General features: G+C 71.0%; 8 protein-coding genes. 6 read left to right on the top strand and 2 right to left on the bottom strand.

All coding sequences use genetic code 11. The features are described 5' to 3' along the window. The first annotated feature begins 59 nt into the window (after positions 1 to 59). Positions 60 to 905, top strand: coding sequence for an alpha/beta fold hydrolase (locus tag ACZ6CL_RS36980; protein ID WP_468944412.1), 846 nt, complete (start codon positions 60 to 62; stop codon positions 903 to 905). 19 nt (positions 906 to 924) lie between these two features. On the opposite strand, the gene ACZ6CL_RS36975 is transcribed toward ACZ6CL_RS36980, so the two are convergent. After that, entirely contained in the window at positions 925 to 1677 is a 753-nt protein-coding gene (locus tag ACZ6CL_RS36975; protein WP_468944410.1) for a MerR family transcriptional regulator, read from the bottom strand. 198 nt (positions 1678 to 1875) lie between these two features. Here ACZ6CL_RS36975 and ACZ6CL_RS36970 point away from each other — a divergent pair, with 198 nt between their 5' ends. Next, positions 1876 to 5634 carry a glycoside hydrolase family 2 TIM barrel-domain containing protein gene (locus tag ACZ6CL_RS36970; RefSeq protein ID WP_468944407.1) on the top strand — a complete coding sequence of 1253 codons (3759 nt, stop codon included), beginning with the start codon at positions 1876 to 1878 and terminating at the stop codon, positions 5632 to 5634. A 48-nt stretch (positions 5635 to 5682) separates the two neighbouring features. Here ACZ6CL_RS36970 and ACZ6CL_RS36965 read toward each other — a convergent pair whose 3' ends face one another. Beyond that, the gene (locus tag ACZ6CL_RS36965) at positions 5683 to 7167 is read right to left on the bottom strand and encodes a M1 family metallopeptidase (protein ID WP_468944406.1); all 1485 of its coding nucleotides are present in this window, start codon (positions 7165 to 7167) and stop codon (positions 5683 to 5685) included. A 178-nt stretch (positions 7168 to 7345) separates the two neighbouring features. Here ACZ6CL_RS36965 and ACZ6CL_RS36960 point away from each other — a divergent pair, with 178 nt between their 5' ends. From ACZ6CL_RS36960 to ACZ6CL_RS36945, 4 genes are all read left to right on the top strand, one after another. After that, positions 7346 to 9325, top strand: coding sequence for a Xaa-Pro dipeptidyl-peptidase (locus ACZ6CL_RS36960; protein ID WP_468944403.1), 1980 nt, complete (start codon positions 7346 to 7348; stop codon positions 9323 to 9325). A 90-nt stretch (positions 9326 to 9415) separates the two neighbouring features. Beyond that, positions 9416 to 10744 (top strand): M14 family metallopeptidase, encoded by a 1329-nt coding sequence (locus tag ACZ6CL_RS36955; RefSeq protein WP_468944401.1) that lies wholly within the window; start codon positions 9416 to 9418, stop codon positions 10742 to 10744. A gap of 99 nt (positions 10745 to 10843) precedes the next feature. Then, positions 10844 to 12646 (top strand): BCCT family transporter, encoded by a 1803-nt coding sequence (locus tag ACZ6CL_RS36950; RefSeq protein WP_468944399.1) that lies wholly within the window; start codon positions 10844 to 10846, stop codon positions 12644 to 12646. A gap of 220 nt (positions 12647 to 12866) precedes the next feature. Next, a complete protein-coding gene (locus ACZ6CL_RS36945; RefSeq protein ID WP_468944396.1) occupies positions 12867 to 13898 on the top strand; it encodes an oxidoreductase in 1032 nt (343 codons plus the stop codon). Positions 13899 to 14345: the final 447 nt, after the last annotated feature.

Raw genomic sequence — 14345 nt, 5'->3', positions numbered from 1 at the left:
CGCATCGTTGGCGAGATATCGCCGTGGATATCGCCGTGTCGAACAGGTGAACTGTTCCCATGAGCAACAACCACCCCACCATGTTCGTATTGGTCCACGGGGCCTGGCACTCCTCCTGGCAGTGGGCCCCCACCCAGCGCGCCCTGGCCGGGCTCGGCGCCGTGAGCCTCGCCGTCGACCTGCCGGGGCACGGCTTCGACGCACCGGTGCCCTCGGGCTATCACGCCCTGGGCCAGCCGGGCTTCGCGACCGAGAAGTCCGCACTGGCCGGGCTGACCCTGGAGGAGTGCGCCGGGGCCGTCGTCTCGGCGCTGCGCGCGGTGCGCGGCCACCGCAGGGTGGTCCTCGTCTCGCACAGCGCCGGTGGCATCTCCGCCTCGCTGGCCGCGGAGCAGGCCCCCGAACTCGTCGACGAGCTGGTCTATCTGTCGTCCGTCGTGCCCGCGGCACGCCCCCGCTTCGCCGACTACATGGCGGCCCCGGAGCAGACCGCGACCACCCGCGGCCAGGGGCTGATGGTGGGCGACCCGGAGGCGATCGGCGCGTTCCGCGTCAATCCGCTGTCCGCCGACCCGGAGTACGTGGAGGGGCTGCGGCTGGCCTACTACCACGACGTCCCCGCCGAGTCCTTCGCCCGCTGGCGCCACGCCCTCAGCCCCGATATGCCGTTCGCGATACCGACGACCCCGGTCTCCCTCACCCGTGAGCGGTGGGGCCGCATCCCGCGGACCTTCCTCCGGTGTGCCGAGGACTGGGCCCTGACGCCCGCGGTGCAGGACCTGATGATCGCGGAGGCCGACGCGGCGATGCCGGACCAGCCGTTCACCGTACGGACGCTGCCGGGCAGCCATTCGCCGTTCGCCACCCGCCCGGCCGAGCTGGCCGCCGCCCTCGTACGGACCTGAGCGCACACCCGGCCAGCGGTCAGTCGGTCCCGTACCAGGCCCGCAACTCCTGCTTCATCGACCGCTGAAACGCGATCACCAGGGCCTGCACCACCAGCGGTTGCATGTCCGCCGACAGCGACTTCTTCGCCGCCACCCGCTCCGCCCCACCGCCGGACTCCGGCTCCCGCTCCGGGCCCCACACCTCGTCGCGGAAGAGCCGACCCAGCTCGCGGGCCACGGAGCGGCTGTGCTCCAGGACGACCGTATGGGCCGCGAGTATCGTCTCCAGGTCGATCGGGACGTCCAGCAGCCGCAGGCCCAGGTGCAGCACTCCGGGGTCGACGCGGAAGACGTCGGGCCGGTCGGTGCGCTCCAGCGCGTGGAGGGCGGCCAGCCGGTCGATGTCCTCGTCGGACAGTGCGCGCCCGGCGCGCCGGGCCAGCTGCTCGCGGGTCGCCTCCTCGGGTGCCTCGGGCGCCCAGGAGGCGACGAGGGCGCGGTGGATGGCGAGGTCGTCCGCGCTCAGACCCGCCGGGAGCTGCCGCAGATAGCGCTCGATGGCGGAGAGGGTCATACCGTGGTGCTGCAACTCCTCGATCAGCGCGAGCCGCGACAGGTGCCCGGGCCCGTAATGCCCCACCCGGCGCGGTCCGATGGCGGGGGGCGGGAGCAGGCCCCGGGTGCCGTAGAAGCGGATCGTGCGGACGGTCACCCCGGCCCGGGCCGCCAGCTCGTCGACGGTGAGGGGCGGTTCCTCGCTGGCCGGTACCTCGCTGTCGGGGGTGCTCATGGGCGCGCCTCGCTCTCCGGTGTGCTGCCCGCTCAGGCGTATCAGTATTGCTGTCTCATCATCGCTGTGAAACCTTCCGGCCTTATCTGATCGCACAGAGATCAGTCCGCACCGTTGACGCTCTCTTTACCCGGCCAATAGCGTGCATCGCTGTTCAGCTGTGTTGGTTTTCTTGCGAATATGTGAGGTGGGGTCGGATTGGGCACGGTACGCGGCAGGTACGGCACACGACTGATCGCGGTGGCGGCCGCCATGGCCACCGCGCTCGGAGCCGCCCTCACCACGGCGGACACCGCCGCCGGAAGAGCGCCGGACGCGGGCAAGTTCCCCGCCGATGTGCACAGTTACCTGGAGGATCCGGAGAAGACCGGGGAGGGCCAGGAGCCCCCGCACACCCGGCTGAAGCCCACCGGGCCGGACGCGGAGAAGTGGCAGCGCAGCCTCGACGGCAGCTGGCGCTTCGCCCTCGCCGACAAGCCCGAGGACGCGCCCCAGGGCTTCTGGAAGGAGGACTACGACGCGTCCCCTTCCCAGGGATTCCAGCGCGTCAAGGTCCCGCACACCTGGCAGACCGACGACCTCGACCACCCGATCTTCCGCAACATCGACGGCGAGATCGTGCCCGAGAAGCCCCCGAAGATCCCACGCGACGTCAACCCCACCGGGACGTACCTGAAGGACGTCCAGGTCCCGAGGGACTGGGACGGGCGGCGGCAGGTGCTCCGCTTCGACGGGATGACCTCCGGCGCGTTCGTCTGGGTCAACGGCCGCTACGTGGGCTACGACCAGGGCGGCTACGTCCCGGCCGAGTTCGACGTGACCGACTATCTGCGGCCCGGCCACAACCGCGTCGCCGTCCAGGTGCACCGCTGGAGCGCGGGTTCGTACCTGGAGGACTACGACCAGTGGCGCTTCGCGGGCATCTTCCGTTCCGTATCGCTGTACTCCACCCCCAAGACCCGGATGGAGGACGCGTACGTCACCACCGACCTCGACGCCGGCTACCGGGACGCCACGCTCCGCGCCGAGGTCGACATCGCGCGCGCGGAGGGCGGTGAGAAGGGCGAGCAGCGGGTCACGGGCGTGCTGTACGACCCGCGCGGTCGCGAGGTGCGGCGGCTGTCGGCCGAGGAGGCGGACGGCAAGGCCGAGCTGACGGCACAGGTGGAGAACCCCGCCAAGTGGTCCGACGAGACGCCGAATCTGTACCGCCTCGTGCTGAAGCTGCGCGACGGCGACGGCAAGGTCACCCAGACCGTCCGGCAGAGCGTCGGCTTCCGTGAGGTCGAGGTCAAGGACCAGCAGCTCAAGCTCAACGGCAAGCGCATCCTCGTACGCGGCGTCAACCGCGCCGAGACCGACCCCACCACCGGCCGGTACGCCACCCGGGAGCGCATGGAGCAGGACGTCCGGCTGATGAAGCGGCTGAACGTCAACGCGATCCGCACCTCCCACTACCCCTCCGACCCCTACCTCTACGAACTCGCCGACCGTGAGGGCATCCTCATCGACGACGAGATGGAGGTGGAGACCCACAGCTTCGAGAACTGCCCGGACGACTGCCTCGCCGAGAAGCCCGAGTGGCAGAAGGCGTTCCTGGAGCGCCACCAGGGCATGGTCGAGCGCGACAAGAACCACCCCAGCGTCATCATGTGGGACACCGGCAACGAGGCCGGGCTCGGCAAGGCGCACTACTCCATGGCCGAGTGGACGAAGAAGACCGACCCGACCCGGCCGCTGTACCACCAGCCCAACCGGCCGGACGGCGACGCCCCCTTCGCCGATATCGCGGGCCCGCGCTACCCCACGCCCGCGAAGCTCGAAGACAAGGCCAAGAGCTTCACCAAGCCGATCGTGATGGGCGAGTACGCCCACGCGATGGGCAACAGCCTCGGGAACTTCCGGGAGTTCTGGGAGGTCATGCGGAAATACCCCAGGGCCCAGGGCGGCTTCATCTGGGACTGGGCCGAGCAGAACATCAAGCGCCCCCTGATCACCACCCCCGACTCCTCCGGCAACCGCGTCGCCGCCAGCCTCTCCGGCAAGCCGAAGGTCGTCGACGGCAAGCGCGGCAAGGCGCTGTACCTGTCCGGTCTGGACGACTTCGTCGAGACCTACCGTGACCCGAAGCTCGACCTGACCGGCAAGGCGGTCACCCTCGACGCCCAGGTCAAGCCCGCCGAGCCGTTCACCGGCGACTTCACCATGGTCAGCAAGGGCGACCAGTACGTGCTGCGCATGAAGGACGCCGACACCCTGGAGTTCACGATCACCAGCGAGGGCAAGCCCCGGACGGTGACCGCGGACGTCCCCGAGGGCTGGACCGGCGCCTGGCACCGCGTCACCGGCACCTACGACGGTGAGCGCTTGCGCCTCTACGCCGACGGGAAGCAGCTCGCCGAGACCGCCTGGAGCGGCCGCATCGACTACACCGGCTACGACCTCGGCGTCGGCCGCAACGCCGACACCATGGAGGACGGCTACCCCGGACGCACCGCCAAGGGCACCATCGACCAGGTCCGCGTCTACGGCACCGCACTCGGCGCGGAACAGCTCGCCGCCGGTGACGACCCGAAGCGGGGCGCCCTGATCGCCCTGGACTTCGACGACTTCCAGCGCAAGGGCAGCTATCTGTCGTACGGCCTCTACGAATCCGGTGTCGACGGCCTCGTCACCGCCGACCGCAAGCCGGAGCCGGAGACCGCCCAGCTCGCCTGGGTGCAGGCGCCGATCCGCATCACCGACGCCGACGCCCGCACCGGCAAGGTCAAGGTCGCCAACGAGCGCGTCTTCACCGGCACCTCCGACCTGAAACTGCGCTGGAAGGTGACCGAGGGCGCGAAGACCGTCGCGAGCGGCACCCGCGCGCTGAACGTCGGGCCCGACGCCAGCGACGAGGTCCAGCTGCCCGCCCCGCCCGCGAACCCCGGCGGCTACGAGCGCTACCTCACCGTCCAGGCGGTGACCGCCCACGACACCAACTGGGCGAAGGCCGGACACGTCGTCTCCTTCGGCCAGTTCGCGGTCGGCGGGGACAAGGTCCCCGAGCCGGAGCAAGCTCGTACGAGCGACGCCAGGGCCAAGGCAACATCCAAGGACGACACGGTCGAGGTCACCGGACCGGACTTCCGCTACACCTTCGACAAGAAGAAGGGCACTCTCACCTCGATGCGCGCGGGCGGCCGCGAGCTGCTCACGTCCGGCCCCGAACTCGACGCCTGGCGCGCCCCCATCAGCAACGAGCGCTCCGACTGGGGCACGGCGGAGGGCAAGCAGTGGCGCTCCCTCGGCCTCGACCGGCTGCGCGCCACCGTCACGGGCATGGACGTGACCCCGGGCGACGACGGCACGGTCAGCGTCGCCTTCACGACCACGGTCGCCCCGCCCGAGGCGACCAACGCGTCCTTCGACCAGACCATGACCTACCGCGTCGACGGCTCGGGGAAGATGCGCGTCCAGCACCAGGTGGAGGCGCGCGGCGAGTTCCGCAAGCTGTCGTACCTGCCCCGGGTGGGCATGAAGCTGAAGGTGCCGGAGCGGTACGACACGTTCCGGTGGTACGGCCGCGGTCCGGTCGAGAACTACAACGACCGCAAGGACGGCGCGCCCATGGGGGTGTGGTCGTCCACGGTCGAGGACCAGTACGAGGAGTATCTGAAGCCGCAGGACCACGGCAACCACGACGATGTGCGCTGGGCGTCCCTCACCGACGGGCGCGGCGGCCCCGGGCTGCTGGTCTCCGGTGACCTCCAGGCGGGCGCCACCGCGTACGACGACCTCGACCGCGCCGCGTACCCGCATCTCCTGGGGCGCAACGCGGGCTGGAACACCCTGCACGCCGACCACGACGTCACCGGCGTCGGCGACACCCCGAACCCGGTGCGCGACCAGTACCGGGTCAAGGCCGACAAGGCGTACGACTACACGCTGACGCTCCGCCCGCTCGCGGCGGACTGACAGCGAACGCCCCCGGCCGGTGCCCGGGCACCGGCCGGGGGCGTCACCTCACTTCTCGGAGTGCGCCGCCTGGATCTTCTGCCAGGACTTCGGCCGCACCGGCGCCTTCGCCGGGCTCAGCTCCGCCGCCCGCGCCTGGGCCGCCCCCGGCTTCGACGGGGTGAACAGCCAGGTGTCGAAGAGCGCGGCCAGCGGCTTCCCGGACACCTTCTCGGCGTAGGACACGAAGTCCTTCACCGAGGCGTTGCCGTACCGGTGCTCGGTCGTCCACCCCTTCAGGATCGTGAAGAAGGCCTTGTCGCCGATACGGCTCCGCAGCGCCTGCAGCGCCAGCGCGCCCCGGTCGTACACCGCCTCGTGGAACTGGTTGTCCGCGCCCGGGTCGCCCGGCTCGACCTTCCAGAACGGGTCGTCGGCCGGGTAGGAGTCGTACGTGTAGTCCGCCAGCTCCCGCGCCGTGCCCTCGCCCTCCTTCTCCGACCACAGCCACTGCGCGTAGCTCGCGAAGCCCTCGTTGATCCAGATGTCGCGCCAGCCCTTCACCGAGACGCTGTCGCCGAACCACTGGTGCGCCAGCTCGTGCACGACCACCGACACGTTCGAGCCCTTGGCGAACTTCTTCGGGCCGTAGAAGGGCCGGGTCTGGGTCTCCAGGGCGAATCCGGCGGACACGTTCGGCACATAGCCGCCCAGCGCCTCGAAGGGGTACGGGCCGAAGACCGTGGACTCCCAGTCGGCGATCTCGGCCGTCCGCTCGACGCTGGCCCGCGCCGCGCCCGCGTTCTCGCCGAGGTCCTTGCTGTAGGCGTTGAGGACCGGCAACCCGTTCGCGGTGGTGTCCGTCGTGATGTCGAACTTGCCGACCGCGAGCGTGGCCAGATAGGTGGCCTGGGGCTTGCTGGAGCGCCAGTTGTAGCGGGTCCAGCCCAGCTGCGAGGTGCTCGACGTCAGACGGCCGTTGCTGATGGCCTGGGTACCGTCCGGCACCGCCACCGAGACGTCGTACGTGGCCTTGTCCAGCGGGTGGTCGTTGCTCGGGAACCACCACCACGCCGACTCCGGCTCATTGGCCGCGACCCCGCCGTCCGGCGTCCGCTGCCAGCCGGTGAACCCGCCAGCCTCCACCTTCGACGGCGTACCGCTGTAGCGCACCACGACGGTGAAGGAACGGCCGGAGTCGATCGCCGAGGAGGGGGTGACCTCCAGCTCGTGGTCGCCGGTCTTCGCGAACGCCGCCTTCTTCCCGCCCACCAGCACCTCGCGCACATCGAGCGCGAAGTCGAGGTTGAAGCGGGACAGATCCTGCTTGGCGGTGGCGACGATCGTCGCCGTGCCCTCCAGGCCGTCCGACGTCGGCTGGTACTTCAGCCGCAGGTCGTAGTGGGAGACGTCGTAGCCGCCGTTGCCGTACGAGGGGTAGTAGGAGTCCCCGATGCCGGGCGCGCCGGGCGTCGGTTCGGCCGCCGAGGCCGGGATCGCCAGCAGGAGGCAGGCCGCGGCCGCGCTCGGGACGATGAGTCTGTGGTGACGCACGAGTCCTCCAACTCGTAGGCGAGAACGATCATTCGCGACTCTATGTACTCCCCGTGCGCACTTCCCGTCCATCCGTTATCTGACATGCAATCGACATCCAGCCGCCACACGGGTCCCCTTCCGCGCCGCGCCGTTCGCCCTCTTCTGCACAGGAGTTCACTCGCGCTACCGTCCGGCCGTGCTGCTACGTAGGCGGAAACCCCGCATCCACTGGGCCAGGCACCTCGTTCCGGCGCTCACCGCACTGGTGGCCGCCACCCTCCTCCCGCTGTCTCCCCTCGGCACCTCACCGGCCCACGCGGCCCCGGTCCGGGAGAGCAGACCCGTCTACTCGTACGACGACGCCATACGCGAATCCGTCTGGGTGGACACGAAACTCGACGGCGACGCGGACGGCAGGACCGACCGGGTCGCCGTCGACATCGTCCGGCCGCGCGAAGCCGCCCGGCAGGGCCGCCGGATCCCCGTGATCATGGACGCCAGTCCGTACTACTCCTGCTGCGGACGCGGCAACGAGAGCCAGCTCAAGACCTATGACGCGAACGGCAAACCGGTCCAGTTCCCACTCTTCTACGACAACTACTTCGTCCCGCGCGGCTATGCCACCGTCCTCGTCGACCTCGCCGGAACCAACCGCTCCGACGGCTGCGTCGACGTCGGCGGCCGCTCCGACATCCAGTCCGCCAAGGCCGTCGTCGACTGGCTGAACGGCCGCGCCACCGGCTACAGCGCGGCGGCGGGCGGCACGCGGGTCAAGGCGTCCTGGAGCAACGGCCGCACCGGGATGATCGGCAAGAGCTACGACGGCACCATCGCCAACGGCGTCGCCGCCACCGGCGTCAAGGGCCTCAAGACCATCGTGCCCATCGGCGCCATCTCCTCCTGGTACGACTACTACTTCGCCAAGGGCGCCGCCCTCTTCGGCTCCGGCCCCGACGGGCTCGCCTACCGGGTCGAGAGCGACGCCGCTCACCAGCGCTGCGACGCCGTACAGAAACGTCTCCTCGACGGCGCCCCGCGCACCGGCGACTGGACCGGCCTGTGGAGCGCCCGCGACTACGTGCCCGACGCCAGCGAGGTGCGCGCCAGCGTCTTCGCCGTCCACGGCACGCAGGACCTCAACGTCCGCACCAAGCACCTCGGGCAGTGGTGGGACGCGCTCGCCGACGCGGGCGTGGAGCGCAAGATCTGGCTGTCGCAGGCCGGACACGTCGACCCGTTCGACTTCCGGCGCGGGGCGTGGGTCAAGACCCTGCACCGCTGGTTCGACCACTATCTCCTCGGCCTCGACAACGGCATCGAGCGCGAGCCCATGGCCGACGTCGAACGCGCCCCCGACCAGTGGTCCACCGACCGCGTCTGGCCCCCGTCCGGCACCCGGCAGACCACCCTGCGGCCCGGCACCGGCGTCACGCCCGGCGTGGGCGTCCTCGGCACCGAGCGCGCCAGGCCCGGCGCCACCGCGTCCTTCACCGACGACCCCCGGCTGAGCGAGACCGAGTGGGCCGCCGACATCGACCGGCCGACCGCGGCCAAGGCGGGCTTCAGCACACCGCCGCTGACGAAGGACCTGCGGCTGTCCGGCTCCGGCACCGTGACGGTCACCGCCACCCCCTCCACCGCCAGCGCGCATCTGTCCGCGGTCCTGGTCGACCTCGGCCCCGACACCATCCGCGACTACGGCGCGGCTGGCGAAGGCATCGTCACCCTCGACGACCGCACCTGCTGGGGGAGCGGCACGGCGGGCGACAGCGCCTGCTTCAAGGTGACCGCCGCCGATACGGAGACGGTCGACTACACCGTCTTCAGCCGTGGCTGGGCCGACCTCGGCCACTACGCCGACCCCGGCAAGGGCCGCCCGCTGACCCCCGGCAAGCCGTACACCGTCACCCTCGACCTGGCCGCCACAGACCATGTCGTCCCGGCGGGCCACCGGCTGGGCCTCATCATCGCCGGTACGGACGCCGGACTCCTCGAACCGCCCACCACCACGCCCCGGTTGACCCTCGACCTGAACCGCACCGCGGCCCGTCTGCCGCTGGTCGGCGGCGCCCCGAAGGCCGAGGCCGCCGCGCCCGGGGCCGCGCCGTCCCCGTCGCCGGAGCGGCTGCGCGGCGTCCGCACCCCGAGCGTCGAATCGCCCCTGCCCCTGCGCTGACCCGCACCCCGCAACCTCCGGTGAGGCGCCCGCACCCGGACGCCTCACCGGGCATCCCGCACCACACCGCGATCCCTGGAGGTCCGCACCGTGTTCTCACCCGCACCCCTCATCCGCACCGCCGTGACCTGCGGCGCGCTCGGCGCACTGCTCACCGGGTCGCTGCTGGCCGCGCCCGCCCGGGCCGAGCCCGCGGCGCCGCGCACCGGCTTCGAGGCCAGCCAGGGCGCGCGCTGGACGACCCAGACCGAGGAGGCGGACTTCCTCGCGGCCGTCGACCGGGCCAGCGCGCGCGTCGCCGTCGACACCATCGGCACCACCGCGCAGGGCCGCCCGCTCAACCTGGTGCGGATCGGCGCCCCCGGCGCGCCCGCCGACCCCGCCCGGGCCGCGCGCGGCAACTCCCTGCTGCTCATCTGCTCCCAGCACGGTGACGAACCGTCAGGCCGCGAGGCATGCCTGACCACCGTGCGCGACCTCGCCTACGCCAAGGACCGGAAGACCCGCCGCTTCCTGGAGCGTACGAACGTCCTCGTCGTGCCCACCGCCAACCCCGACGGCCGGGCCGCCGACACCCGGGGCAACTCCGACGGCACGGACATCAACCGCGACCACATCGCGCTCACCACCGCCGAGGCCCGCGCCATGACGCGCGTCATCCGCGACTGGCAGCCGGACACCGTGTACGACCTGCACGAGTACGGGGCCACCGTCCCGTACTACATGAAGGACCTGCTGGCCCTGTGGCCGCGCAACCTCAACACCGCCGCCCCCGTCCACCGCGAGGCGCGCGCCCTGGCGGACCGGTACGTACGCCCGCACGCCGAGGGCGCGGGCTACTCCACCGGCGTCTACGGCATCTGGACCGACCCCGAGACGGGCGAACCGGTCAAGCAGGTCGCGGGCGACGGCCAGGAGCGCATCCTGCGGAACACCGCCGGGGTCAAGAACACCATCGGGCAGCTCGTCGAGACCCGCGTCGACCCGCTCACCGACGCCGAGCAGGCCGACCCCGCCGTCAACAACAAGCGCCGGGTGGGCTCCCAACTCGCCGCCCTGGACGGAGCGTTCGACTTCATGCGGGACCGGCGCCCGCGCATAGAGGCCGCGACGACGGCGGCCCGGCTGTCCGGCTACGCCGACCGGGGCCCGGTGTACCTCGGTGGCGCCGACAACGACCCGGCCGAGGCGGGCGAGGTGCTCCAAGACCCGCCGTGCGGTTACCGGTTGAGCGCCGCGCAGTACGCCGACGTACGGGATGAGCTGGGCCTTCACGGGATACGGACGAAGACGCTCCGGGGTGCGGGACACGATGTCCTCGTACCGCTGCGGCAGCCGCTGCGGGCCCTCGTCCCGCTGCTGCTGGACGGCGGCGCAGCGTATCACCTCACCGCAGGTCAGCGCATGAACACGTGTTGACACAACGGGTGTCGTACTGACATACGTGTCCGACTACTGGGTAGCCGCATGTTCGTTCCATTAAACCCAGTGGAATCAAACACAGTGAAAGGTTTATGCGTGACGGAGACACAGAAGGACTCGGGGGACGTAAGAAACGACCCTCCGGTCACGGCAGACCTTCCCGGTAGTCCCGACCCGACTCCGGCTCCCCAGACCGACCGCATCGTGTTCGGCGTCTCCGCCGGACTCACCCTCGCGTTCGTCGTCTGGGGAGCCCTGTTCACGGACACTCTCGAAAGTGTCTCGGACAGCATGCTGTCCGGACTGATCCACAACGGTGGCTGGGCGTTCATCCTCGCCGCCACCGGCTTTGTGATCTTCGCGCTGTGGCTGGCGATGAGCCGCTACGGCAAGATCACGCTCGGGAAGGAAGGCGAGGACCCCGAGTTCAAGACCGTCTCATGGGTCGCGATGATGTTCAGCGCGGGCATGGGCATCGGCTTGATGTTCTACGGGGTGAGTGAGCCGCTGGCGCACTTCATCACCCCACCGCCGGGGACCGACCCCGGCACCGCGGCCGAGAAGATGCAGGTCGCCATGTCCACGACGCTCTTCCACTGGACGCTCCACCCGTGGGCGATCTACGCGGTCGTGGGCCTCGCCATCGCCTACAGCACCTTCCGCCGCGGCCGCCGCCAGACCATCAGCGCGGTCTTCACTCCGCTGATCGGCAGCAAGAACGCCAACGGCGCGGGCGGTCGCGTCATCGACATCCTCGCGATCTTCGCCACCCTCTTCGGGTCCGCCGCGTCCCTCGGGCTCGGCGCGCTGCAGATCGGCAGCGGTGTCGAGGTGCTGGGCTGGAAGAGCAACGTCGGAACCGGGCTGCTCGTCGCCGTGATCGCCGTGCTGACGGTCGCGTTCATCGCCTCCGCCGTCTCGGGCGTCGCGAAGGGCATCCAGTGGCTGTCCAACATCAACATGGTCCTGGCGCTGTTCCTGGCCGTGTTCGTGTTCGTGGCCGGTCCGACGATCATCATCCTCGACCTGCTCCCGACCTCCATCGGCTCCTACGTCGGTGACCTGCCGCAGCTGGTCGGCCGTACGGAGGCCACCGGTGGCGACACCGTCGCGACCTGGCTGAGCGACTGGACGGTCTTCTACTGGGCGTGGTGGATCTCCTGGACGCCGTTCGTCGGCATGTTCATCGCGCGGATCAGCCGCGGCCGCACCATCCGGCAGTTCGTCGGCGGTGTGATCCTGGTGCCCAGCTCGGTCAGCCTCATCTGGTTCGCGATCTTCGGCGGCTCGTCGATGAAGCTCCAGGCAGCGGGCAAGCTGGGCAAGGAGACCACGCCTGAGGGCCAGCTGTTCGGCGTGCTCGAGCAGTACCCGATCGCCAGCGTCATGAGCGTCATCGTGATGATCCTCGTCGGCATCTTCTTCGTCTCCGGCGCGGACGCGGCCTCGATCGTGATGGGCACCCTCTCGCAGAAGGGCTCCTTCGAGCCGAGCCGCTTCGTCGTCATCTTCTGGGGCGTGGTCACGGGTGGCGTCGCGGCCGTCATGCTGCTCGTCGGCGGCGGCGGTGACGACGCGCTCACCGGGTTGCAGAACCTGACGATCCTGGTGGCGGCGCCCTTCACCCTGGTGATGGTCGGGCTGTGTTGGGCCCTGCTCAAGGACCTGCGCCGCGACCCGCTGATCGTACGGGGCGAGAAGGGCGAGGAAGCGGTCGAGATGGCCGTCATCGCCGGACACGAGAAGTACGACGGTGACTTCGAGATCCGGATCGGCCCGGCCGCTCCCGCCGAGAACATCGACGGTGCCGCCGGGACGGGCGAAGCCGAATCCGCCGACTCCGCCGGCTCTAAGGCCGACGACAGCAAGGTCGCAGCGAGCGAGAGCACGTCCCGCTAGCCCGTTCGCACCGCCACACGGGGCCCGTCGACACCGCACCCGGTGCGACGAAGCCTTCTCGCCGGACCCCTGCCGATGCCCCGCGCATCCCGGCCCGGGGTTCCGGCGAGAGGCGGACCCTGTGCCTTATCCGCTGCGCTCCACCCGCCTCTCTCCATTCGCTTCCTCCCGCTATAGGCGAGTCGCGGTGATGCTGCCCCGATGCGGGAATACTTGGGGCATGACCTCCGAGTACGTGACATTCGGGCTGGCCCCGGCGATGCGCGCCGGTGGCGTCCTGTCCGACGGCGCGTACCAAACCCACCGCGATTTCCTGGACTTCGTGATGGACGGCAGACCCCTCCTGCCGCGCCTAGCCGACCTCGACGCCGTCTCCCCGCTCGCCTCCGACCTCGGCCCCACCGTCTTCGCCGAACAGGTCCGCAGACTTCTCCTGGAGGCCGAGCCGCCGCTCGATGGCGGACGGTACGTCATCTACGGCTGCCCCGAATGCGAAGGGCTCGCCTGCGGCGCGGTCACCGCCGTCATCGAACGGGACGGGCCCGACATCATCTGGCGGGACTTCCGCTGGCAGACCGACCAGGCCCCCGACCCCGAACGCGACGGCTACCACGGCATCGGCCCCTACCGCTTCCACGGCGACCAGTACCGCGCGGAACTCGGCCGACTGCTCCTCACCGCCGACGCCCACGACCTCTCCGCCCACCGCCGCGTCCTCCTCGTCGGCCGCCGCGCCGCCCTCCTCGCCAAACTGGCCGCCGCCCTGCGGCGCACCGGCATCGGCGCCGAGATCACCCTCGACGCGGTGGGAGCCCACGCCGCCGAACTCCGCCGCTACGGCGTGGTGTTCTTCGGCCGGACGATCCATCAGGCCGAGCGTGACGCCGTCCGGGACGCCTTCGCGAAGGCCCGTTCCGACGCCGTCTTCATCACCGGCCTCGCCCCCATCGTCCCCCTGCTCGTCGCCCAGGTGGAACAGGCCCTGGACCCCATCCCCCAGGACCGCCGCCGCCTGGTCCGCCTCACGGCGCGGAACGGCGAGGCGCTCGTCGAGGTCGCGTCCGAGTGCCGCGTCCGTCTGGCGGCCCACCGCCTGGACCGCCTCTCCCGCCCCCACACCCACCCCGTGTTCGACGCCCCCCTCCCGCCCGGCCTCCACCCCCTCCCTCTCCCCCCGAGAACCGCCCGAGGCGACACCTACCTGGAGGCCCGCACTGCGAACACGGTCCTGACAGCCCCGATAACGCGGTAGGGCTGCGCCGCGGTGAGGCTGCGGCGCCGTGGGGGTGCGGTTGCGGTAGGTGGTGGGTGCGGGCGCCGGGGCCTCCGGGGCAGGGCCCTGGACCGCATATTTACGGCGCCGCCGCCCGGGAACGAGGGGTCGGCCGGGAGTCCACGGCGCCACAAATACACGTCAGCGTCCAGGACCCCACCCCTCCGACCCCGACCCCCTCCCGCCGTCCCCGACCGCGCCCAGGCGGCCACCACGCTCCAAGGGGGCGCGAACCCCCGGCCGCCCGCCCCAGGACCGCCTCGGCGCCGGATCCCCCGGTGGCGTGTGCCTGCTGGCCGGGGCACCGGTCCGCCACCGGTGCTCGCCGAGCCGTGGCCCCTCGGCCGACTGGCGCCCACGGCGGGGCCCATGGTTCCGGGGAGGGGCGGGGTGGGGGAAAAGCCGAGCCCGGCGGCGCGGGCGGCA

The organism is Streptomyces sp. NPDC041200 (assembly GCF_055591805.1).
Note: the sequence above shows the minus strand (reverse complement) of the source record. Positions and strands in the feature narration are given on the sequence as shown.